Raw genomic sequence first — 22,046 nt, forward strand, 5'->3', positions numbered from 1 at the left:
TACTGGCGACTTACCGGCCCCTGAATCTGCCCCATTACACCGGGAATATGCAGGCGGCCGGTTTGATCAATATTGGCTCAAATATCTTCCTGCCAGCCAGCAACATACCTGACCAGCGCCCACTGTGCCAGCCACAGTGCCATATAGCCAAAGGTCTCCACCAGCTCCTCCAGCACAATCACCTGATAATCAAACCATTGCTGCAGGACAATGAAGCCATGACCTTCCGCATTGGTGGAGATCACCATGGCCGCGACAAATATCGCCAGGCTGAATATCGGCAGCGCCTTCTCGCGCACCAGGCGCTTGATGACCTTGTTCCAGACACCGTGGCGCACAAACCAATAGCAGCACAGCAGCAGCATGGCGCCCACCACCCATTTGACGGCGGGCCGGTACCACAGCACCTGGGAGCTGATCACCGGCCCCCACTTGCCAGCCTCCAGGCTGGGCAGGAAAGCTGCGCCCCAGGCCAGTTCACGCCCCAGAAAGGCCAGCCAGAACAGGGAGGCGATCCACCACAGTGGCGCTGCAAAGGAGCCTTTTTGCCGCCGCGCCGCAACCAGGGCCGCCACCATGCCCAGCAGCAGGGTCACGGCCTGGATATTCTCCAGGAATCCATTTTCCCAGCTCAGGCTTTGCGGCAATACAAAGCTCAGGGGAAAGCTCAATACCAGCCCTGCCAACAAAGCCCAATTCCAAAGCCGCAGCAAGGAATCATCATGGTATTTGGACGCGGATATTCTTGTTTTTGAAAGGGAAGCAGTCATTTTGATACAGGGCGTCTGGCGCTTTATCTGTTGATATGGTTTTTGCAAGCACGCAATATCCCGGAAATACTTACCAGGAAGCCGGAAAAATGGCGGGCGCACGGGCCTTCCCGCCGTTTTTCATTACAGCAGACTTGCCACCAGATTGCAGCACTGTGTCAAATTTGCCCTGCCGGGCGCGCAGTTGGCACCGCAGCCCGGCCAGGGCGGGCCGGGCGCGGCCCGTTGCCAGAACGGGCTGGGCTCAGGCGACGCGGACCGCGCGCGGGGGCAGCGCCGCCAGGGGCGCGGGCTGCACCAGGTCGCGGTAATAGTTGGGCAGCGCGAACAGTGCGGGGTGCACTTCGGCGTTGTAGTAGCGCAGGTCGGGCAGGCGGCGCTCGGCCAGGCGCTGGCGCAGCTGGGCGGGGGGCAGCGCCGCCGCATCCAGCGTGTCGGAGGCCACGGCCAGGCCCCAGTAGGCGCCGTACAGGGGGATGTAGAGGCCGTAGCAGCGCACGATGGCAAAGCGCTCGCGCAGGCTGGCCACCAGCCGCGCCACCTGCCCGCCATGGAAGACGGGGCTGCCCAGGTGCAGCACCAGGGCGCCGCCCGGCGCCAGCACGCGCTTCATGCGCGCCAGGGCCTGGTCGGAGTACAGCGCGCTGGCAGGCGTGTCGGGGTCGGTGAGGTCCATGAGCGCGAGGTCGAAACGCTCTTCGGTGTGCTCCACCATGGCCATGCCGTCGCCTATGCGTAGCTGCAGGCGCGGGTCATCGAACACGCCCCGGTGCACCTGCTGCAGGTGCGTGCGCGCGGCCTGGACCACGGCCTCGTCCAGCTCGGCCACCACCACCTGCTCCATGGACGGGTGCTTGAGCAGTTCCTCGGCCGCGCCGCCATCGCCGCCGCCCAGGATCAGCGCCTTGCGCGGCGCCGGGTGGGCCAGGGCCGCGGGGTGGACCAGGGCCTCGTGGTAGAAGAATTCCTCGCGTTCGGAGGTCATGAAGCGCCCATCCAGTCGCAGCACCTTGCCGAACTGCGGCGTGTGCAGCAGCTCCAGTTCCTGATGGGGCGTCTGCACGGTTTCGCGCCGCGTGGCGCGCCAGCCAAAGCGCGCATGGGGCGTGAGCGCCTCCAGCGCCCAGTCGCCCTCATCGGCCGCCGCCTCGTCCTGGGCGCCAGGGCCGATGTCGCCGCGCATGAGCTGCTGGCGCACCACGCGGCCCGGCGCGTAGGCGGCGATCACGCCCTCCATCAGCGCGCGGGCCTTGCCCGAGTTGTCGGCGGAGAAATTGCAGACGTAGACATCGACGGTGACGCAGCCGGTCTCGGGCCAGGTGTGTATGGCCAGGTGCGATTCGGCCAGCAGCACGGTGCCGGTGACGCCGCCGGGCTGCCCCTGGTAGTCAGGGAACTTGACCCAGCGGTCCTCCACCAGGGTCAGGCCGGCCTGCGCGGTCTGTGCGCGGCACAGGGCGGCGATGGCATCGGCGTCGAGCATATGGCGCTCGTCGCCCTGGCATTGGTAGAGATCGGCGGTCAGGTGCAGTCCGTGCATGTCGCGTGCTTCCTCCTTGTCTGTGGCCGGATCGCGGCCAGGATGGCAAAGCAGACGACTCTAGCAAAAACATAAATCGCACCGTCAAAGTGCGTTAACCATCGCCAAATCCCATTCTTTTTCCAACAATTTTGGAGGCTGCGCGTCTCAGGCCAGTTCGGTCAGCGCATCGACGAAGCCATCGGCATCGACCTGGCGCACGGGCTGGCCGTGGTTGTAGCCGTAGCTCACCAGCACCACGGGGCAGCCCGCGGCGCGCGCGGCCTGGGCGTCGTTGCTGGAGTCGCCCAGCATCAGCGTGCGCGCGGGGGAGGTGCCCAGGGCCTCGCAGGTCTTGAGCAGGGGCAGCGGGTCGGGCTTCTTGCGCTCGAAGGAATCGCCGCCGAAGACCTGTTCGAACAGCGGTGCCAGGCCTTTTTGCTCCAGCAGCGGCCGGGCGAAGGACAGCGGCTTGTTGGTCAGGCAGGCCAGCCGCAGGCCGCGTGCGCGCAATGCCTGCAGGCCTTCGAGCACGCCCGGGTAGACATCGGCGAACTGGCCGTTGAGCTGCAGGTAATGGTGTTCGTAGCGTGTCCAGGCCTGGTCATAGGCGGCGTCCACGTCGGCCGCGCCCACATGGGCCAGCACCGATCGGATCAGGTGCTCCGAGCCCTTGCCCACCATGTTCTCGATGGCCTGCGGGGCGATGGCCGGCAGTTGCAGGTCCGCCAGCATGCGGTTGAGGGCTTCGGCGAAGTCGCCCAGGGTGTTGACCATGGTGCCGTCGAGATCGACGATGGCGGCATCCAGGTGCGTGGGGTTCAACGGAATAAGGTTTGCAATCATGGCCATGGAGTATCGATAACCGGGGGCTGCCTGCGCAGGAACAGCGCTGAAAATATCAGAACTTGCACGGGCCCTGGACTTGGGCCCTGCGGCTCCTGGCAGACCCGGCATGGCGGCGGCCCCGCACCCTGGCACTCGCAAGGGGCCGTTGATCAGAACGACACCCAGTCGTCCTGCTCCTGCGCTTGCGCCTGCTTGTGCGCAGGGCTCACCGGGCTCACGGAGCGCAGCACGGGCCGGGCAGCCTGGCGGGCGGGGAGCGCCGCTTTCGCGGGTGCCGGATTGCGCGCCTGCACCGTCGGCTGCGACAGCGGCGGTGTCGAGGCAGGCTGTGCCGCCTGGCCGCCCAGCTGGAAGATCGACACGGCCTGAACCAGCTGCTGTGCCTGCGTTCTGAGGCTGGCCGCCGCTGCCGCGCTTTCCTCCACCAGCGCCGCATTCTGCTGCGTGACCTGGTCCATCTGGCTGACGGCCTTGCCGACCTGCGCCACCCCCGCGCTTTGCTCATCGCTGGCACTGCTGATCTCCCCCATGAGGTCGGTCACGCGCTGGATGGACTGCAGCACCTGCGCCATGGTGGCGCCAGCCTGGTCGGCCAGCTCGGTGCCCTGCTTGACCCGTGTGGTGCTGGTGGCGATGAGCTGCTTGATTTCCCGGGCGGCCTGCGCGCTGCGCTGCGCCAGGTTGCGCACCTCACCGGCCACCACGGCAAAGCCTTTGCCCTGCTCGCCTGCGCGCGCAGCCTCGACTGCGGCATTGAGCGCCAGGATGTTGGTCTGGAACGCGATGCCGTCGATCACGCCCACGATTTCGCCGATCTGGCGCGAACTTTCGCTGATGTCCTGCATCGCATTGACGACCTCCTGCACCGAGCCGCCGCCCTGGGTGGCCACCTGGCTTGCGCCCAGGGCGAGTTGATTGACCTGCCTGGCGTTGTCCGCGTTTTGCCTGACGGTGGTCGACAGCTGCTCCATCGACGCTGCAGTTTCCTGCAAGGCGCTGGCCTGCTGTTCCGTGCGCTGGCTCAAGTCGGCATTGCCGTTGGCGATCTCCGTGCTGCCGCCCGCCACCCCGTCGGCATTGCTGCGCACGTCCTGCACGACCGAGGCCAGGCTCTGGAGCATGGCATTGAGCGATGCCTGGACGCTGCCTTCAGGGGCCTGGTGGCGCAGCAGTTCAGGGCTGAGATTGCCTTGGGCGATCTGCCGGGCGACATCGCCCAGTTGCGCCGGCTCTGCGCCCAGGGAGCGCGTCAGGCCGCGTGCTATCAGCTGCCCCATCAGCACGGCCAGGACAAAGGCCGTGACGCTGGCGGCGATCAGCATGTTTCTGCGGTGCGCGTAGGCCTGCGCGGCCTCCTCGATCATCTGCTGTGAACGGATGCGGGTCAGTTCACTGTACTGGCGGGTGGCCTCGATCAGCTGCGCCAGCAAGGGCCGGCACTCTTCGTTCATCTTGCGGATCGCCGCCTCCTTCTGGTTTTGCAGAGCCAGGGCCACGATATCGGTCGCAACCGGTCCATAGCGCTGCTCCACGCCCACAATCTTGGCAACCAGATCGCGTGCATCGGCCGCAACATCCTTCAAAGCCATCTTGGCCTGGAGTTCGGCCAGCGAGGTGTTGACGTCGGTGTGCGCGGAGGTCACGGCATCCTTCTCCGCCGCCAGATCTGCAGGCGAGGTCACCAGCACCAGGTTGCGCGCCGCGATCGCCCTGCGGTCCACGGCTGTGCGAACCCTCTCTGCCAGGTGTGCACGGGCGTTGATGCCTTCGACGAAGTGCACGAGATTCAGGTTCGCCTCGCGCAGCGCCTGCAATGCCAGCAGGGACACCACTACGGTGAGAAGTGCCAGGCAGGTGAAAGCCACGGAAAGTTTGGTCTTGACCGTCCAGAAGCGGGGATTCATGGCGCGTCTCCAGTTGGGTTGGCAAATTGCGGTGTAGAGGCGGAGAAAGAGGTGTGCCGGAGCAAATGGCTCAGCTCACAGCGCAGTCCGGCAGGGCTGCCGTGGCCGTCACCAGGAGCTTGTCGGCATCGATGAGCAGCAGCGAACGCTCCTCGAGCACGCCCATGGCCAGCAGGCAGTCATTGACCAGGCCCCCGCCCATGGCGGGCACGGCGCGCAGGTCCTGCGGCATGAGCGTCACCACGTCGGTGACACCCTCCACCACCATGCCCGTCACTCCGCCAGGCAGGCGCAGCATGATGGTCACGGTGCAGGCGTCGTACGGCTTGGCCGCAAGCCCCAGCCTGAGCCGCAGATCGATGACGGGAATGACCTCCCCGCGCAGTTCCAGCACGCCGTTGAAGTAGGCGGGGCCATTGGCAATGCGCATGGGCGACTCGTAGGACCGGATCTCCTGCACTTGCAGCAGGTCGATGCCGAACTCCTCATCGTCCACAAGGAAGGAAAGCCATTGCCTGGCGGTGTCGGTTGTCAGTGTAGGTGGCATCTTCATCACTCCAATCAAATTTATTTGATGAATTTGATAAAAATTTAACAGAGAGAAAAGAACAGCACAACCGCTTGTTACATTTTTGGGGGTGTTGATGCTTCGACACGTGAGCTAGGCCGAACGCGTCGCCAAGCGCTGCCGGGCTGTGGCAACGGCTTGTCCAAGGGGGTAGAGGACTGCGTGGCGGCTCGGCGCAGCAGATCCCGGAGCAATGGCTTGGCGAGACTAAATTGATAAATTCAATCCCCCGAGATGAACTTAAGCTTGGTAAATTATCAATTGCATCATATTGATCAAAATTCCTAGCCACTTCTCGGGAGCCCCACCACCATGTCCCTTCGCCTTCTGTCCATCCGCACACGGCTCATCGCTGCCTTCACCCTGCTCCTGCTGCTGCTGAGCACGGTCGCGGCCATCGGCTCACTGCAGATCGCCCGGGTCCAGTTCAATGCCAACGACCTGGGCACCAACTGGCTGCCTTCCACCCATGTGCTGGCCATGAAGGACATCTCGGAGGACTCGCGGGCCGGCGAGCAGGGCCAGGGCTTCGCGGTGGTCGCCAGCGAGGTGCGCACGCTGGCACAGCGCTCGGGTACGGCGGCCCGCGAAATCAAGGAGCTGATCGGTGCCATGACGCAGCAAAGCTCGGCCGCTGCGGGCAGCCTGGAGCAGCAGGCCGCTTCTCTGGCGCAGATCGTCTCCACATTCAGGATGCATCCCGAGCATGGGGCAAGCCACCCCGCCGCGCCGCGTGCCGCCACCGTCCAGGTCATGGGGCCCAGGCAAGCGCTGCCGGCCGTTCAGGCACGCGTATCGCCGGCCCGTGCGCAACCGCAGGTCAAGGAGGAGGAATGGGCGGCCTTCTGACCTGGATCCGTACAGAAGCAAGGAAATGGCGGCAAGATGACGTATCCATGTGAACCGTTGCGGGGCCCTTGTTCATGATCAAGCGCATCAGTGTGCGGCAGCTGCGGCTGGGCATGTTTCTGGAGAGCTTTTGCGGCAGCTGGATGGAGCATCCGTTCTGGCGCAGCCGCTTCAGGCTGGAAGACCCTGCCGACCTGGCGAGGATCCTGCACGCCCCCATCCAGGAAGTGTGGATCGATACCGCCAAGGGCCTGGATGTCGCGCAAGACGAGCCGTCTTGCTCGCGCGAGCAGGTGGACACCGTGATCGACGCCCAACTGTCCGAGATCTCGCAACTGGCCGAGTTGGAGTGCGAGCTGCGGCCCGTTGCCTTCGATGAGGAGGTGAAGCGGGCCGCCCGGATCTGCCGCCAGTCCAGGCAGGCGATCACCGCCATGTTCCGCGAGGCGCGCATGGGCAGGGAGATCAACCAGGACGAGGCCCGCTCCGTGGTCGCCGAGATGTCCGAGTCGATCATCCGCAATCCGTGCGCCTTGGTCAGCATCGCCCGGCTCAAGAGCAGCGACGACTACACCTACATGCACTCGGTGGCGGTCTGCGCCTTGATGATCGTGCTGGCACGCCAGCTCGACCTGCCACCGCAGCAGGTGCGCCAGGCGGGCTATGCGGGGCTGCTGCACGATATTGGAAAGATGGCGATCCCCGCCCCCATCCTGAACAAGCCGGGGCGCCTGACCGACAGGGAGTTTGCAGAGGTCCGCGAGCATCCGGCGCGAGGCCTGGAGCTGCTCCTGGCCGGCGGCGTCGATGATCCGGTGGTGCTGGACGTCTGCCTTCACCATCATGAGAAGGTGGATGGCACAGGCTACCCCCACGGGCTGCGCGGCGAGGACATCAGCCTGTTCGCGAAGATGGGCGCGGTCTGCGATGTCTACGACGCCATCACCTCGGACCGCCCCTACAAGCGTGGCTGGGACCCTGCCGAGGCGGTGCACAAGATGGCCGAATGGAGCGCCGGGCACTTCGACAAGACCGTATTCCAGGCCTTCGTCAAAAGCATAGGCATCTACCCGGTGGGCTCTTTGGTGCGGCTGACAACGGGCAGGCTGGGGGTCGTCGTGGACCCTGGCCGCCAGTCCCTGACCTGTCCGCAGGTCAAGGTGTTCTATTCCACGGCCAGCGGCATGCGGATGGCACCGGAGACCGTTGACCTGGCCCGGCCCGGGTGCCAGGAGAAGATAGCCAGTCGGGAAGACCCCGCGAAATGGGGCTTCACCGACCTCGATGCCCTGTGGAAAGACCCGGCCTGGGAACGGGCCACATAAAGACGGGGCTGCCGGCTCCCGCACAGGGGCAAAAGACCTGTTCCCGGCCTGGGGCCGGAACCCGCCCCGCTGCCGCGGCGGCATCCGGCGCCCACGGGCGTGAAGGCCTGGCAACAGATTTGATAGATAAATTCAATAAAATTTGATTGAATTGATATTTATGATTCATATGCCGGCCCACACCTTTGTTGCGGCATGAAAGATCTCCCCATGCAAAAGATACTGATCGCCGAGGACCATGCCGACATCCGCAAGCTGCTGCGCATGACACTGGAATTCAGCGACTTTGACGTCATAGAGGCTTGCGATGGCGACGAGGCCTGGGCGATGGCCGAGAGGCTCAGGCCCGACATCGTCCTGCTCGACATCATGATGCCGGGCACGCTCGACGGCCTGGAGGTGTGCAGCCGCATCAAGCGCTCCTACGAGCTGCTGCATACGCAGGTCATCCTGCTGACGGCCCGGGGCAGCGCCGAGGACCGCAAGGCGGGCCTGCAGGCCGGAGCCGACGAATACCTGGTCAAGCCCTTCAGCACCCTGAAGCTGCTGGAGACGATCGAAAAGCTCGAGAGGATCGACTGATGGCCCAGTACCAGACCGCCTCCCCCCGGGAGCCATCGCGACGTTTCGATCCTGCGGCCGTGGAGCAGATGGAGCAGCTCATCCAGGACTTCGGCCGCATGTACCGCGAGCGCAACGATCTGCTCAAGGAAGTGACACGCGCCCACCACGAGACCCTGCTGCGCCTGGCCATGGCCGCCGAGTTCAAGGACGACGACACCGGCTCGCACATCATCCGCATCGGCTACCTGTCGGAGGCCTTGGCCCTGCGCCTGGGCTGCCGCATCGAATTCGCCAGCCTGCTGCGCAAGGCGGCCCCGATGCATGACATCGGCAAGGTCGGCATTCCGGACACCATCCTCAAGAAGCAGGGCCCGCTGGATGCGCAGGAGCGCCTGGTCATGAACCGGCATGCCGAGATCGGCGCGCATCTGCTGGGCCAGTCGCGCATCCCGGTGTTCCAGATGGCGGCCGAAATCGCCGCCAGCCACCACGAACGCTTCGACGGCAAGGGCTACCCGCAGGGATTGGCAGGCGAGGACATCCCGCTGTCGGCGCGCATCACCTCCATCGTCGATATCTTCGACGCGCTCACCATGGACCGGGTGTACCGGCCGGCGTTCGGGCGAGCACGGGCCCTGGAGATGATCGCGGCGGAACGGGGCAAGGCCCTGGATCCCGGCATCGTCGACGCGTTCATGGACAACATCGAAGAGCTGGATGCGCTGCGCCTGGCGCTGACCCGGCAGTCCCCGTCCTTCACCGATCTGATCGACACACCCTGAAAGCCCGCCATGCATCCATCATCGACATGTTTCGGCGCACCGTCCCCAAGGCGCGTGCTGGCCCGCCTGGCAGCCGTTGCCGGATTGCTGCTGTGTCTGGTGCCATGGTCCGGCTCTGCCGCAGCTGGCGAGGTGCTGGAGCGGATTGCATCCACGGGCGCCCTGCGTGTGTGCATATGGCCCGACTACTACGGCATCACCTTCCGCGACCCGCGCACGGGCCGGCTGACGGGCGTGGATGCAGAGCTGTCGGCGGAGCTGGCCAGGGAGCTGGGCGTACGGCTGCAGTATGTGGATTCCTCCTTTCCCAGGCTGATACCTGACCTGCTGGAGTCGCGCTGCGATGTCGCCATGTTCGCCGTGGGCATACTCCCCCAGCGGCAAAAGCAGCTGCGCTTCACGCAGCCCTATCTGAGCAGCGACATCTACGGCGTCACCACCAAGAGCAATCAGGCCGTGCAGTCCTGGGCGGACATCGACCAGCCCGGCGTGCAGGTCGCCGTGCAGCGCGGCACCTTCATGGAGCCCGTGATGCGCGAGACGCTCAAGCATGCGCAGATCGTGTCCATCGAGCCGCCCCAGACCCGCGAGAAGGAGCTCATGGCAGGGCGCGTGGATGTGTTCATGACCGACTACCCCTACAGCCGCCGGCTGCTCGACAGCTCCGACTGGGCCCGGTTGATCGCACCGCCCAAGCCGTTCCACGTGCTTCCCTACGGCTATGCAACCAGTCCTGCCGACGCCCAGTGGCTGGCGCGCCTGGACCAGTTCGTCTCCGACATCCGGCGAGACGGCCGCCTGGCCCGGGCAGCGCGCAACCACGGGCTGAGCGCCATCGTCGCGCCTTGAACCCTCCGATGGAGCGCCTTCATCATGTCTGGCCGAGCCGGCACGCATCATTTTCTGGGGGCCAGGCGCAGCGCCCACCTCAAGGCATTGGTGCTGACCTTTGCCCTGTGCGTGCTTGCCGGGCTGGTGCTGTTCGTCTGGAGCCAGCTGCATGCCGAGGCCGAGCAGAGCAAGGCCCAGGCGGCGTTGCTGGCCCGTGTACTGCAGGATCAGACGAACAAGACCTTCGAGACCGGCGAGGTCGCCCTGGCAAGCCTGGCCAACAACCCGGTCATCCTGTCCGCCGACAGCCCCGGCGCAGCGCGCGAGGCGGCCTTGGCGCAAGTGGTCGGCCAGTTGCCGGTTCTGCGCAGCATGGCGCTGCTCGATGGCAAAGGACGCATCCTGGCGAGCACGCAAGCGGGCGAGGCCGGCCTGCAGATCGAGCTGCACAAGCTGCTGCCTGACAGGGCATCGGCTCCGGTCCCGGGCAAGGTCCAGCTGGGACGCCTGGTCACCGGCCGCAGCCTCTCCTCCCTGGCAGCGGCCCCGCATGCGACACCGCGGGGCGTCCGCTACCTGCCCCAGATCCTCGCATTCAAGCGCGACAACGGCGCACCGGCCGTGCTGGTGGCCCTGATCAATCCTGATGCCTTGGCCAACTTCTACCAGTCCACGCTGGAGTCCCTCAGCTACGAGGCCATGCTGCTGAGCTACGACGGCCAGGCGCTGGCCAGCACGAATGCGGGCACCGGCGTGCAGGCGACCGCCGTGCTGCAGACACCGCTGTTCCGGCAATGGCTGCCGCACAGCGAATTCGGCTCCTACGTCGGCGCCGGCATGCTCGGCTCCCATGAGGTCGTGTCCTTTCGCACCGTGCGCAACTGGCCTCTGCTGCTGGTGGTGGAGGAGCCCTACTCGGAGGTGGTCGCGCGCTGGCGCGACAAGGCATTCGCCTTCTTCGTTGCCGGCCTTGCGCTTCTTGCCCTGGTGCTGGGCCTGAGCGGGTCGGTGCTCAAGACCCGCAGGGTCCAGAAGTCGTCCCAGCAGTCCATGGAAAAGGCCCAGGCGCGCCTGGCTCGCAGCGAGCATGAGATGGCCGTGCTCATGCGCAGCGTGCAGGAGCTGATCTTTCGCACCGACATCCAGGGCCGGCTGACCTTCGTGAACGCACGCTGGGAGCAATGGACCGGGCAGCCCAGCGTCGAGGCGCTGGGGCAGCCGCTGGAAGGCATCGCGCGCGAAGCCTGCAGACCGCAGATCCATGCCCTGCTCGACCCCCAGGCCAAGCTGGCCCTGCGCAACTGCCAGGCCATGTTCCAGCTGCCGGGCCACCGGGAAATACTCTGCGACATCGCCGTCGTCCCCCTGCTGCGCGACGGCCGGCTCGTGGGCTTCGCGGGCAGCGCCGTGGACGTGACGGCCCGCTGGAAGGCACAGCAGGAGCTGCAGACCCAGCTGGCCTTCCAGCACCTGCTGTTCGAGACCACGCCCCTGCCCATGCTGGTCACCGACGCGGACCACCGCGTGGTACTGGTCAACAAGGCCTGGGAGGACTTCTTCGGCCGCGGCCGCTATGCCGTGCTCGGCCACGAGATCAAGGGCCTGCACTCGCGCGACGATGCCCTGCTGCAGATACGCAGCAACCAGGTCGTGATGCGCTCGGGCCAGCGCATGGTGCTGGAGGCCCGGCTGCCCCACGTGGACGGCAGCTACCGCGACGTGCAGATCTCCAAGGCGGCGGTCAAGGATGCCCAGGGGCAGACCACCGGCGTGCTCAGCATCTTTGTGGATGTGAGCGAATTCCGCGCGGCCGAGCATGCCACGCGCGAGGCCCGCGACGCGGCCGAGGAGGCCTTCCGCGTGAAGTCGGAGTTCGTCGCCAACATGAGCCATGAGCTGCGCACCCCGCTGCAGTCCATCATGGGCTTTGCCGAGCTGGGCAGCCTGCGCTCGCGCGGCAATCCCGCCATGGCCGACATGTTCAACGACATCCATGCGGCGGGCCAGCGCATGCTGGCCCTGGTCAATGACCTGCTCGATGTGGCCAAGCTGGACAGCGCCGTGGGAACCATCCACCTGGAGCGCACGGACCTGCGCAGCCTGATCCGGCCGGTCGTGCGCGAGCTGGAGCCGCAGCAGCAGCACAAGCTCATCGACCTGCGGCTCGAACTCGACGACGCCCCGCTGATCGCCAAGGCCGACCCCGTGCGCTTCCAGCAGGTGGTGCGCAATGTGCTGGCCAATGCCATCAAGTTCTCGCCCATCGGCGGGCGCATCGATGTGCAGGGCCGCATCGACGGGCAGGGCGACATCTGCATCGCCTTCTCCGACCAGGGCCCGGGCATTCCGCCACAGGAGCTGGACAAGATCTTCCAGCCCTTCGTGCAGTCCAGCAAGACCCGTAACGGCTCGGGCGGCACGGGCCTGGGGCTGGCCATCTGCCGCAAGATCATCGACGCCATGGACGGCACCATCGTGGCCGGCAACGGCCCGGCAGGCGGCGCCATCTTCACCATCATCCTGCCCAGCCGCAGTGCGCAGGAGACCCGACCGGCCGAGCTGACATAGCCTGCGCGGGCGCGGTGGCGCGGTGGCGCGAGGCTCAGGCCTCGGACGGCATGTGCCGCCCATGCACCAGCCAGTTGTCCCCTGCCTGCCAGCGCGCGGCCCAGGCGGGCAGCTGGTCGGCGGGCATGGGCCGGGCGATGCCGTAGCCCTGGGCCACGTGGCAGCCCATTTCGCGCAGGCGGCGCGCATGCCTGGGGGTTTCCACGCCTTCGGCCACGGATTCGAGCTGGAAGGTGCTGGCCAGCTGGATCACGCCTTCGACGATGCCCAGGTCGTCCGGGTCGGCCAGCATGTCGCGCACAAAGCTCTGGTCGATCTTGAGCGACTGCACGGGCAGCTTGCGCAGGTAGGTGAGCGAGGAGTAGCCGGTGCCGAAGTCGTCCAGCGCAAAGCGTATGCCCAGCTGCCGGCACTGGCCCATCACCTGGATGGCCTGCTCCATGTCGGCAATGGCGGCGCTTTCCAGGATTTCCAGCTCGATCAGGTGCGGCGGCAGGTCCGGGTGGCGGGCCAGCACCTGGGCCATCTTGGCGTGGAAGCCGCCGTCCAGCAGCTGGTTGGCGCTGACGTTGATGCTCACGCACAGGTCCAGGCCCTGGCCGAACCAGCGCGCCGCCTGGGCCACGGCCTCGCCGATGACCCAGTCGCCCAGCGGCCGCTCCAGGTCGCTGCCCGCGATGAAGGGCAGGAACTCGCCCGGCGCGCGCAGGCCCTGGCGCGGGTCGTGCCAGCGCAGCAGGGCCTCGGCACCCACCAGCTTGCCGCCGCCCAGCTCCACCTTGGGCTGGTAGTGCAGCAGGAATTCGCCCTTCTCCAGCGCCTGGCGCAGCCAGCCCAGCTGCAGGCGGCGCGCATGGGCCTTGCGGTCGTTTTCCGGATCGAACAGCTGGTAGCGGTTGCGCCCGGCCTGCTTGGCCACGCACATGGCCTGGTCGGCATGGCGCAGCAGCAGGTCGGGGTCGGCCTGGTCGTCGGGGTAGAGGCTGACACCCACGCTGGCGGTCACGGACAGCACCCGGTCCTGCACGGGCACGGGACGGCTGGCCGCCTCCAGCACCCGGTCGAGGATGGTGGAGCAGTGCTCGGCCGAGCCGATGTGCGACAGCAGCAGCACGAACTCGTCGCCGCCGAGCCGGGCCAGCGTGTCCTCGGAACGCAGCACGCTCTTGAGGTGGGCGGCCACGCCCACCAGCAGCGCATCGCCCGCGGCCGCGCCGTGCAGGTCGTTGATTTCCTTGAAGCCGTCCAGGTCCAGGAAGCACACGGCCAGGGAGCGACCCTCGCGCGCCGTGCGCAGCATGGCCTGGTTGAGCCGGTCGATCAGCAGGCGGCGGTTGGGCAGGCCGGTGAGCAGGTCGTAGTGGGTGACGCGCTCGAGCTCTGCCTCGTGGGCCTTGATGTGGCTGATGTCGGTGAAGACGCCGATGTAGTGCTCGATCTCGCCACCGGCGCCCTGCGCGGCGGAGATGGACAGCATCTCGGCGAAGATCTCGCCCGTCTTGCGGCGGTTCCAGATCTCGCCGTGCCAGAAGCCGTCGCGCGCGATGCAGGCCCAGATCTGCCGGTAGAACTCCGGCCCGTGCAGGCCCGAGGACAGCACGCGCGGCGTCTTGCCGATCACGTCCTCGGGCGCATAGCCGGTGATGCGGGTGAAGGCCGGATTGACGCGCGTGATGCGCCGCCCCGGATCGACCACCATGATGCCCTGGTGGCTGCTGTCGAACACCACGGCGGCCTGGGCCAGTTCGCGCTCGAAGCGCTTGCGCTCGGTGATGTCCCGGGAGATGCCGAACAGGCCCGCGATGTGGCCTGCGGTGTTGCGCACCGGGCCCTTGGTGACCAGGAGGTCCAGCGTCCTGCCCGGCTCCACCGTCAGCTGCTCCTCATGCGTGGCCACCTCCTGGCGCAGCACAGCCAGGTCCTTCCTGCGGATGGCGCTGGCGATGCCGAAGGGAAAGAGCGCGAAGTCATCCTTGCCCACGATGTCCTCGGCCTGGCGGCCCACCAGGCTGGCGGCGGCCCGGTTGACCAGCAGGTAGCGCCCGCGCAGGTCCTTCACGAAGACGGCGTCCGAGGTGCCGGAGATCACCGAGTCGAGCAGTTGCCGCTGCATGTTGGCCTTGCGCAGCGAGCGCTGCAGCGTCTCGGCCAGCACGCTCACCGCCAGGCCGTTGACGGCCACCACGCCCCATTGCGCCCAGTCGCGCACGGCGACGCCGTCGGTCTGGTCCAGGCTGTAGGCGGCAAAGGCCGTGGCCAGCAGGCCCGGCCCCAGGCCGCCGATCAGCGCACTGACCAGCACGGGCAGCATGAACAGCAGCAGCAGCGAGCGTTCACCGAAATGGCTGGCCAGCGTGCTGCTGGCGGCCAGCACGGCCAGGCTCATGGCCAGGGCAAACAGATAGGAGGCCCAGACCGGAAAACGGCGCGGCCCCATTTCCTGGGTGATGGCGGAGGCGCCGCCGCTGTGCGCGGCCGGCACCGAGCACAGCGCGAAGAACAGCAGGAAGTCCGTGGCCAGCACAAAGAACAGCCCTTTGACGACGGAAAGCCAGCCGATATCCGCACTCCCTGCCAATGCGAACAACAGCTTGTCGGACAGAAGGATCCAGCCGAATGCGAACAATCCGTAGCTCACCGTGATCAGTCCGATAAATCGGCGTCTTGCTGATTTGGCCATTTCAGCGTGGCACTCCCTGTGTGTATGGCTGTCCCGAATTATTGCCAATCCCTGCTGGCAATCACGTCGTCATTCACCGAAAACAGGGGCAATAAAACCATTTGCCGCACACTGACTCATTCATAGAGAAATTGCATCGCAGGTTTTCGCAATGGGTGCAGGAATATCCGTTCTGCCATTTTTCGGGGCTGGCGGCCAACTCAGTCCGGGCTCTGGCGGCAGGGCTGCTGCTCGGTGCGGGCAGCCTCGGCATGCAGCCAGGCCAGGAAGGCCGCCACGGCGGGCCGCCGGGCGTTGCGCGCGGGGTAGACGGCAAAGTGGGCCTTGACGCGCAGGGCCCGGTCCACGCCGAAGGGGGCCACCAGCCGGCCGTCGGCAATGTGGCCGCCCGCATTCATGGCGCTTTCCAGCGCCACACCCAGGCCCTGCGTGGCCGCGTCCAGCGACATCTGGGCGCGGTCGAAGCGCACGGCAAAGCGCTCTGGCGCGCGCAGCTGCGAGAACGCCTGGAACCAGTCCGACCACTGGACGATGCTGACGTTGCTCTGGATCAGCGGCACGTGCAGCAACTGCTGCACGCGCTGCAGCCCATGCTCGGCCACGAACGCGGGGCTGGCCAGCGGCAGGATGTGCTCCTCGAACAGGGGCTCCACCTCCAGCTCCGGCCACTGCGCAATGCCGTAGCGGATGTCGATATCGGCCTGGCCCAGCGCGAAGTCGCTGTGCGAATGCGCAGCCGACAGGTTCAGCGCAATGTGCGGGCAGGCCCGTGCGAAGTCCCGCAGCCGGGGCATGAGCCAGAGGCTGGCGATGCTGGGCGCGCAGTGCACGTAGAGGCTGTTGCTCATGCTGTGGCGCAGGTCCTCGGTGGCCGAGACGATGGCCGCCAGCGCGCCGCCCACGCGCTCCAGGTAGGCCTGCCCCGGGCGGCTCAGGCGCACGCCATGCGCGCTGCGCTCGAACAGGCGCACGCCCAGCTGCGCCTCCAGCTTGGCCACCTGGTGGCTGACGGCCGAGGCCGTCAGGTGCAGCTCGGAGGCCGCCAGCGCGAAGCTGCGCCGGCGCGCCACGGCCTCGAAGGCCTGCAGGTGGGCACTGCTGGGAATGGATGCCATGGCAAGTTCCTCGAAGACGCGGGCAGCTCACGGGCAGCTCACAGGCAGACCCCGGGAGACCCCGTACGTGAGCTGAAGAACTGTCATCTTAGGCTGATGAAACATCGTTTGTCTTCATGCTCGTGACAGCCCAAGATGGCTGCATCCACCACCACTACAGCGGAGACAGGCACATGCTGCTCAAGGACAGGGTCGCCATCATCACCGGCGGCGCAGGGATCAACGGACTCGGTTTTGCCACGGCGCGCCAGATGGCCGCCCAGGGGGCCCGCGTGGCCATCCTCGACCTGGAGCGGGCCGATCCGGCCGGCGCGGCCGCGCGGCTGGGCGAAGGGCACCTGGGGCTGGTGGCCGACGTGACGGACAAGCCCTCGTGCGAGGCGGCGGCCGCCGCCGTGCTGCGCGCCTTCGGCCGCATCGACGCGCTGGTCAACAACGCGGGCATCACGCAGGCCGTGGGCACGCTGGAGATCGGCGGGGCCGACTACGACCGCGTGCTCGACGTGAGCCTGCGCGGCACGCTGTACATGTCCCAGGCCGTGCTGCCGGCCATGCGCAGACAGCAAGCGGGCGCCATCGTCTGCATTTCTTCCGTCTCGGCCCAGCGCGGCGGCGGCATCTTCGGCGGGCCGCACTATTCGGCCGCCAAGGCCGGCGTGCTGGGGCTGGCCCGCGCCATGGCGCGCGAGTTCGGCGCCGAGGGCATACGCATCAACTGCGTCACGCCGGGCCTGATCGAGACGGACATCACCCAGGGCAAGCTCGGCCCCGAGCGCAAGCGCGAGATCTCCGCCACGATTCCGCTGGCACGCCTGGGCCGCGCCGACGATGTGGCCGGCGCCTGCGTATTCCTGGCCAGCGACCTGGCCGCCTATTGCACGGGCATCACGCTCGATGTGAACGGCGGGATGCTCATCCACTGAGCCCCGCTCGCCTGGCCATGGCCTGCATGGCCGCACACAACCCAAGCAAAGGAGACAAGACCATGCAAAGCACGCTTTTCCACCGCGCCGCCCTGGCCGCCTGCGCCCTGCTGCTGCCGGCCCTGGCCTGTGCCCAGGCCGTCAAGCTCACGCTGGGGCACGGCGCCGCGCCCGACAACCCGCGCCACCTCGCATCGCTGAAGTTCGCCGAGCTGGTGAAGGCACGCAGCGCGGGCCGTATCGAGGTGCAGGTCGCGCCCTCGGCCCAGCTGGGCGACGACGCGGCCATGGTGACGGCCCTGCGCACGGGCGCGCTGGACCTGTCGGCCAATTCCCAGGGCGCGGTGGCAGCGGCCGTGCCCGAGTACGCGGCCTATGGCATGCCGTTTCTCTTCGCCACGCCGGCCCGTGCCTTCCAGGTGCTGGACGGGCCGCTGGGCCGGGAGCTGGCCGACAAATCGGCCGCCAAGGGCATGGTGGTGCTGGGCTACTGGGACAACGGCATACGCCACATGACCAACAGCAAGCGGCCCCTGCGCAGCGTGGACGATCTCAAGGGCCTGAAGATGCGCACGCCGCCCGACGCGGTGCTGGTGGACATCATCCAGGCCCTGGGCGCCGAGGCCCAGCAGATCAAGTTCGCCGAGCTGTACGTGGCCCTTCAGCAGGGCGTGGTCGACGGCCAGGAGAACCCGCTGGCCAACTTCCACGCCAGCAAGCTGTACGAGGTGCAAAAGCACCTGACGCTGACGGGCCACATGTTCCAGATGACGCCGCTGATCATGGGCAAGCGCAGCTGGGACCGGCTGCCGGCCGCCGACCGCACGCTGCTGGCCGAGGCCGCGCAGGAGGCCACGGCCTACCAGCGCCAGCTGGCGCGCGAGGCCGACGACAAGCTGCTGGACGACATCCGCGCCAAGGGCGTGGAGGTCAGCACCATCGACGCGCGGGCCTTCGCCCAGGCCACGGCCAAGGTGCAGGACAAGTGGCTGGCCAGCCCTGCGGGCCCCTACATCGCCAAGGTCGTCAAGGCCGCAGGCGCGCAGTGACGTGCAGGGAGCCATCCATGAACCTCATCGAACGCCTGGTCACGGGCCTGTGCCGCGCCGTGCTGTGGACCAGCACCCTGGTGATCTTCGTGATCCTGGTGTGCAACACCGCCCTGCGCTATGCCAGCGGCGCCAGCCTGCAATGGGCAAACGAAGTGCCCGAGCTGCTGTTTCCCTGGCTGGTGATGTCGGGCGTGGTGCTGGCCGCCGCCCATGGTGCCCACATCACCACGAGCTTTCTGGTCGAGGCGCTGCCGGCCCGCGTGCAGCGCGCCACGGCCGTGCTGGGCTGGCTGGCCGTGGCCGCCCTGTACGCCACGCTGGCCTGGTCCACGCTGAACATGCTGGAGATCGTGCATGACGAGCGCAGCCAGATCCTGGGCATTCCCGGCTCGCTGACCTATGGCTGCGTGATGGTGGGCATGGCGCTGCTGGCCTTGCTGGCCCTGCAGTCGGCCTGGCGCGCCTGCGTGGCGGGCGGGGGTCGGGCATCCGCAGGGGCTGCAGATGCGGCCGATGCCGCAAGTGCCGATGCCGAACCCGCGCGGCCCGTGGCCGCCGCGCACTGGTGAAAGGGGCCGGTCCATGTCCTTCATCATGCTTTTCGTCTTCATGGCGGGCGCCGTGATCGCCATGCCCATTGCCCACGCGCTGCTCATGGGCGCCATGGCCGCGGCGGCCACCTCGGACCGCGTGCCGCTGGACCTGCTGGTGCAGCAGATGGTGGCCCAGGTGCAGAGCTTTCCGCTGATCGCCATTCCGTTCTTCATGCTCACCGGCTCGCTGATGATGGGCGGGCGCCTGGGCGAGGCCCTGGTGGGCGTGCTGTCGGCGCTGATAGGGCGCTTTCACGGCGGGCCGGCCCAGGTGGGGGTGATGTCGTCCACGCTGTTCGGCGGGGTGTCGGGCTCGGCCGTGGCCGATGCCTCGGCCATTGGCTCGCTGATGATCCCGTGGCACAGGCGGCTGGGCTACCCGCCCGCGTTCTCGGCGGCCACGCTGGCGGCGGCGGCCACCATCGACATCCTGATCCCGCCGTCGATCCCCATGATCCTGTTCGCGCTCAGCGCCAATGCCTCGATTGCGGCGCTGTTCGTGGCGGGCATCGTGCCGGGGCTGCTGATGTGCGCGGGCTTCATGGGCGTGTGCTGGTGGGTGGGCCGCAGGCGCGGCTTTCCGCGCGACACCACGCCCTTTGCCTGGCCCGCCTTCCGGCGCCACCTGCTGTACGCCAGCCCGGCCCTGCTGCTGCCGGTGCTGATCATCGTGTTCCTGCGCTTGGGCATCGCCACGCCCACCGAGGTGGCCGTGCTGTCCACGCTGTATGCGGGCCTGGTGTCGGCCGTGGTGTACCGCGACCTGGGCTGGCGCCGGCTCAACGATGCGGTGGTGCATGCGGGCCTGGCCACGGGCGTGGTGCTGCTGGTGATCATGGCCTCGGCGGCCATCGGCTGGCTGCTGACCTTCGACCGCATGCCCGACGGCATCGTGCAGTGGGTGCAGTCGCATGTGCATTCGGCCTGGCTGGTGATCGTGCTGATGAACCTGCTGATGCTCTTCATCGGCATGTTCATCGACCTGCCGGCCGCCGTGCTGCTGCTCACGCCGGTGTTCGTGCCGCTGGCCCAGAGCATCGGCATGGACATGACCCAGCTGGGAATCATGATGGTCGTGAACCTGGCCCTGGGGCTGTACACGCCGCCCGTGGGCACGACGCTGTTCATCACGAGCTCGCTGGCCCGGGTCAAGGTGGGCCAGACCGTGCGCGAGCTGATTCCCTTCTACCTGGTGGCGCTGGCCGTGCTGGCGCTGGTGTCCTATGTGCCGGCCAGCATCCTGCGCTGAGCCGCGCGCCCTTCCATCCCGAGGAGACGATGCATGAACCAAGAACTGCAACAGCGCCTGGACCGGCTCGCGGCCTGTGCCTGGCGCATACGCCGCCGCGCCCTGCAAATGGGCGAGGTGCAGGGCCAGGGCTACATAGGCCAGGCCCTGGGCTGGGCCGATGTGCTGGCCGTGGCCTATGGCGACGCGCTGCGGCTGCGGCCCGATGAGCCCGGGTGGGAGGGCCGCGACCGCTTCCTGCTCTCGCACGGCCACTACGCCATCGCCTTCTACGCGGCCCTGGCCGAGGCGGGCATCCTGTCCGACGAGGAGCTCCAGACCTATGGCAGCGATGACAGCCGCCTGCCCATGTCGGGCATGGCCAGCTACACGCCGGGCATGGAGATTTCGGGCGGCTCGCTGGGCCAGGGCCTGCCGATCGCCGTGGGCATGGCGCTGGCGCTGCGCCACAAGGGCAGCGATGCCTTTGTCTACAACTCCATGTCCGACGGCGAGCTGGACGAGGGCTCTACCTGGGAGGCCGCGCTGTCCGCCGCCCACCACGGCCTGGGCCGGCTGATCTGCCTGGTGGACGTGAACAACCAGCAAGCCGACGGCCCGTCCACGCGCATGCTGGGCTTCGAGCCGCTGTCCGACAAATGGGCCGCCTTCGGCTGGCATGTGCAGCGCGTGGACGGCAACGACCTGTGCCAGGTGGTGCAGGCCTTCGACGTGGCGCGGGCGCTGGCCGAGGACCGGCCCCGCGTCATCCTCTGCGACACGCTGATGGGCAAGGGCGTGCCCTTCCTGGAGCAGCGCGAGAAGAACCATTTCATCCGCGTCGATCCGCCCGAGTGGCAGCAGGCCATCGCCCTCCTGGACGCATCGCAACCCCTGGAGCCCGCCCTGCCATGAACATGCCTCTTGCCACCCCCAAGCCCCGGCCGACCACCTCGGCCATGATCGCCTCCATCGCGGCCGAAGGCCAGCGCGTGCAGGCCGCGCCTTTCGGCAAGGCCCTGGTGGAGCTGGCCGCCAGCCGCCCCGACGTGGTCGGCCTGACCGCCGACCTGGCCAAGTACACCGACCTGCACCTGTTCGCCCAGGCCCACCCCGAGCGCTTCTTCCAGATGGGCATGGCCGAGCAGTTGCTCATGGCCGCCGCCGGCGGCATGGCCAAGGAGGGGCTGACGCCGTTTGCCACCACCTATGCCGTCTTCGGCACGCGTCGGGCCTATGACTTCATCCACCAGGTGATTGCCGAGGACAACCTGGACGTCAAGATCTGCTGCGCCCTGCCCGGCCTGACCACGGGCTACGGCCCCAGCCACCAGGCCACGGACGACCTGGCCATGATGCGGGCCGTGCCGGGGCTGACCATCGTCGATCCCTGCGATGCACTGGACATCACCCAGGCCGTGCCCCAGATCGCGGCGCACCGCGGCACCGTCTACATGCGGCTGCTGCGCGGCAACGTGCCGCTGGTGCTGGACGAGTACGACTACCGGTTCGAGCTGGGCAAGGCGAAGATGCTGCGCGAGGGCCGCGAGGTGCTCATCATCTGCAGCGGCTTCATGACCATGCGCGCGCTGGAGGCCGCCCAGCTGCTGGCCGCCGACAACGTGGGCGCCGCCGTGCTGCACTGCGCCACCATCAAGCCGCTGGATGTGCAGGCCATCGTGCAGGCCGTGGCCAGCGGGCCGCGCCTGGTGGTGGTGGCGGAGAACCATTCGGTGGTGGGCGGCCTGGGCGAGGCCGTGGCCGGCGCCCTGCTGGAGCGCGATGTGCGGCCCGCGCGCTTTCGGCTGGCGGGCCTGCCCGACGCCTTCCTCGACGCGGGCGCCCTGCCCACGCTGCATGAGCGCTACGGCATCAGCGCCCAGGCGCTGGCAGAGCGCATCCGGCAGTGGCTGGGGTAGGCAAGGC

Annotated in this window: 18 protein-coding genes and 1 pseudogene; 12 read left to right on the forward strand and 7 right to left on the reverse strand. The window is 67.4% G+C overall.

The features are described from left to right. Positions 1-77: 77 nt before the first annotated feature. From AAN986_RS27500 to AAN986_RS27520, 5 genes are all read right to left on the reverse strand, one after another. The gene (locus AAN986_RS27500) at positions 78-770 is read right to left on the reverse strand and encodes a hypothetical protein (protein WP_047219816.1); all 693 of its coding nucleotides are present in this window, start codon (positions 768-770) and stop codon (positions 78-80) included. Positions 771-1,014: 244 nt separating this feature from the next. Beyond that, entirely contained in the window at positions 1,015-2,310 is a 1,296-nt protein-coding gene (speE, locus tag AAN986_RS27505) for a polyamine aminopropyltransferase (protein WP_047219817.1), read from the reverse strand. Positions 2,311-2,457: 147 nt separating this feature from the next. After that, complete coding sequence (locus AAN986_RS27510) at positions 2,458-3,135, reverse strand: phosphoglycolate phosphatase (protein WP_034348084.1); 678 nt, start codon at positions 3,133-3,135, stop codon at positions 2,458-2,460. A 152-nt stretch (positions 3,136-3,287) separates the two neighbouring features. Next, a complete protein-coding gene (locus AAN986_RS27515) occupies positions 3,288-5,042 on the reverse strand; it encodes a methyl-accepting chemotaxis protein (RefSeq protein WP_047219818.1) in 1,755 nt (584 codons plus the stop codon). 70 nt (positions 5,043-5,112) lie between these two features. After that, complete coding sequence (locus AAN986_RS27520; RefSeq protein ID WP_016450786.1) at positions 5,113-5,589, reverse strand: chemotaxis protein CheW; 477 nt, start codon at positions 5,587-5,589, stop codon at positions 5,113-5,115. Between the two features lie 486 nt (positions 5,590-6,075). On the opposite strand from AAN986_RS27520, the pseudogene AAN986_RS27525 reads away from it, so the two are divergent. The 6 genes and pseudogenes from AAN986_RS27525 to AAN986_RS27550 all read left to right on the forward strand — a co-directional run. Beyond that, positions 6,076-6,459 (forward strand): annotated as a pseudogene (locus AAN986_RS27525) (methyl-accepting chemotaxis protein); the annotation flags it as partial. A 74-nt stretch (positions 6,460-6,533) separates the two neighbouring features. Then, a complete protein-coding gene (locus tag AAN986_RS27530) occupies positions 6,534-7,784 on the forward strand; it encodes an HD-GYP domain-containing protein (RefSeq protein WP_046240182.1) in 1,251 nt (416 codons plus the stop codon). Positions 7,785-7,994: 210 nt separating this feature from the next. Further along, positions 7,995-8,366, forward strand: a complete 372-nt coding sequence (locus AAN986_RS27535; protein ID WP_034348076.1) for a response regulator — start codon at positions 7,995-7,997, stop codon at positions 8,364-8,366. Beyond that, on the forward strand, positions 8,366-9,130 hold the full coding sequence (locus tag AAN986_RS27540; RefSeq protein ID WP_016450587.1) for an HD domain-containing phosphohydrolase: 765 nt from the start codon (positions 8,366-8,368) through the stop codon (positions 9,128-9,130). The genes AAN986_RS27535 and AAN986_RS27540 overlap by 1 nt, the downstream gene beginning before the upstream one ends. Before the next feature lie 9 nt (positions 9,131-9,139). After that, a complete protein-coding gene (locus AAN986_RS27545) occupies positions 9,140-9,979 on the forward strand; it encodes an ABC transporter substrate-binding protein (RefSeq protein ID WP_016453965.1) in 840 nt (279 codons plus the stop codon). Between the two features lie 24 nt (positions 9,980-10,003). Beyond that, a complete protein-coding gene (locus AAN986_RS27550; protein ID WP_349335537.1) occupies positions 10,004-12,529 on the forward strand; it encodes an ATP-binding protein in 2,526 nt (841 codons plus the stop codon). 34 nt (positions 12,530-12,563) lie between these two features. On the opposite strand, the gene AAN986_RS27555 is transcribed toward AAN986_RS27550, so the two are convergent. Together AAN986_RS27555 and AAN986_RS27560 are read right to left on the reverse strand one after the other, a co-directional pair. Then, the gene (locus tag AAN986_RS27555) at positions 12,564-15,209 is read right to left on the reverse strand and encodes a GGDEF and EAL domain-containing protein (protein WP_241150458.1); all 2,646 of its coding nucleotides are present in this window, start codon (positions 15,207-15,209) and stop codon (positions 12,564-12,566) included. 200 nt (positions 15,210-15,409) lie between these two features. Next, positions 15,410-16,324 (reverse strand): LysR substrate-binding domain-containing protein, encoded by a 915-nt coding sequence (locus AAN986_RS27560; RefSeq protein ID WP_047219723.1) that lies wholly within the window; start codon positions 16,322-16,324, stop codon positions 15,410-15,412. 173 nt (positions 16,325-16,497) lie between these two features. Between AAN986_RS27560 and AAN986_RS27565 the strand changes: the two genes are divergently transcribed. The 6 genes from AAN986_RS27565 (at position 16,498) to AAN986_RS27590 (ending at position 22,039) form a co-directional block, all read left to right on the forward strand. Further along, positions 16,498-17,247 (forward strand): glucose 1-dehydrogenase, encoded by a 750-nt coding sequence (locus AAN986_RS27565; protein ID WP_047219722.1) that lies wholly within the window; start codon positions 16,498-16,500, stop codon positions 17,245-17,247. Between the two features lie 62 nt (positions 17,248-17,309). After that, entirely contained in the window at positions 17,310-18,296 is a 987-nt protein-coding gene (locus tag AAN986_RS27570; protein ID WP_047219721.1) for a TRAP transporter substrate-binding protein, read from the forward strand. A 17-nt stretch (positions 18,297-18,313) separates the two neighbouring features. Then, the gene (locus AAN986_RS27575) at positions 18,314-18,868 is read left to right on the forward strand and encodes a TRAP transporter small permease (RefSeq protein ID WP_043790797.1); all 555 of its coding nucleotides are present in this window, start codon (positions 18,314-18,316) and stop codon (positions 18,866-18,868) included. Between the two features lie 13 nt (positions 18,869-18,881). Further along, complete coding sequence (locus tag AAN986_RS27580; RefSeq protein ID WP_016450596.1) at positions 18,882-20,141, forward strand: TRAP transporter large permease subunit; 1,260 nt, start codon at positions 18,882-18,884, stop codon at positions 20,139-20,141. 33 nt (positions 20,142-20,174) lie between these two features. After that, positions 20,175-21,035, forward strand: a complete 861-nt coding sequence (locus AAN986_RS27585; RefSeq protein WP_047219720.1) for a transketolase — start codon at positions 20,175-20,177, stop codon at positions 21,033-21,035. Continuing rightward, a complete protein-coding gene (locus AAN986_RS27590) occupies positions 21,032-22,039 on the forward strand; it encodes a transketolase C-terminal domain-containing protein (RefSeq protein WP_349335538.1) in 1,008 nt (335 codons plus the stop codon). Before AAN986_RS27585 ends, AAN986_RS27590 begins: the two co-directional genes overlap by 4 nt. Positions 22,040-22,046 lie beyond the last annotated feature (7 nt).

It is taken from the genome of Delftia sp. DS1230 (assembly GCF_040112715.1).
Taxonomy (GTDB): Bacteria; Pseudomonadota; Gammaproteobacteria; order Burkholderiales; family Burkholderiaceae_C; genus Comamonas; species Comamonas tsuruhatensis.

What these genes read in the sequence shown, in the direction of transcription:
- AAN986_RS27580 (WP_016450596.1), top strand. Translation starts at nt 18,882, where the DNA reads ATGTCCTTCATCATGCTTTTCGTCTTCATGGCGGGCGCCGTGATCGCC.
- AAN986_RS27520 (WP_016450786.1), bottom strand. Translation starts at nt 5,589, where the DNA reads ATGCCACCTACACTGACAACCGACACCGCCAGGCAATGGCTTTCCTTC.
- AAN986_RS27500 (WP_047219816.1), bottom strand. Translation starts at nt 770, where the DNA reads ATGACTGCTTCCCTTTCAAAAACAAGAATATCCGCGTCCAAATACCAT.
- AAN986_RS27510 (WP_034348084.1), bottom strand. Translation starts at nt 3,135, where the DNA reads ATGATTGCAAACCTTATTCCGTTGAACCCCACGCACCTGGATGCCGCC.
- AAN986_RS27555 (WP_241150458.1), bottom strand. Translation starts at nt 15,209, where the DNA reads ATGGCCAAATCAGCAAGACGCCGATTTATCGGACTGATCACGGTGAGC.
- AAN986_RS27530 (WP_046240182.1), top strand. Translation starts at nt 6,534, where the DNA reads ATGATCAAGCGCATCAGTGTGCGGCAGCTGCGGCTGGGCATGTTTCTG.
- AAN986_RS27585 (WP_047219720.1), top strand. Translation starts at nt 20,175, where the DNA reads ATGAACCAAGAACTGCAACAGCGCCTGGACCGGCTCGCGGCCTGTGCC.
- AAN986_RS27590 (WP_349335538.1), top strand. Translation starts at nt 21,032, where the DNA reads ATGAACATGCCTCTTGCCACCCCCAAGCCCCGGCCGACCACCTCGGCC.
- AAN986_RS27560 (WP_047219723.1), bottom strand. Translation starts at nt 16,324, where the DNA reads ATGGCATCCATTCCCAGCAGTGCCCACCTGCAGGCCTTCGAGGCCGTG.
- speE (WP_047219817.1), bottom strand. Translation starts at nt 2,310, where the DNA reads ATGCACGGACTGCACCTGACCGCCGATCTCTACCAATGCCAGGGCGAC.
- AAN986_RS27515 (WP_047219818.1), bottom strand. Translation starts at nt 5,042, where the DNA reads ATGAATCCCCGCTTCTGGACGGTCAAGACCAAACTTTCCGTGGCTTTC.
- AAN986_RS27540 (WP_016450587.1), top strand. Translation starts at nt 8,366, where the DNA reads ATGGCCCAGTACCAGACCGCCTCCCCCCGGGAGCCATCGCGACGTTTC.
- AAN986_RS27565 (WP_047219722.1), top strand. Translation starts at nt 16,498, where the DNA reads ATGCTGCTCAAGGACAGGGTCGCCATCATCACCGGCGGCGCAGGGATC.
- AAN986_RS27550 (WP_349335537.1), top strand. Translation starts at nt 10,004, where the DNA reads ATGTCTGGCCGAGCCGGCACGCATCATTTTCTGGGGGCCAGGCGCAGC.
- AAN986_RS27575 (WP_043790797.1), top strand. Translation starts at nt 18,314, where the DNA reads ATGAACCTCATCGAACGCCTGGTCACGGGCCTGTGCCGCGCCGTGCTG.
- AAN986_RS27535 (WP_034348076.1), top strand. Translation starts at nt 7,995, where the DNA reads ATGCAAAAGATACTGATCGCCGAGGACCATGCCGACATCCGCAAGCTG.
- AAN986_RS27545 (WP_016453965.1), top strand. Translation starts at nt 9,140, where the DNA reads ATGCATCCATCATCGACATGTTTCGGCGCACCGTCCCCAAGGCGCGTG.
- AAN986_RS27570 (WP_047219721.1), top strand. Translation starts at nt 17,310, where the DNA reads ATGCAAAGCACGCTTTTCCACCGCGCCGCCCTGGCCGCCTGCGCCCTG.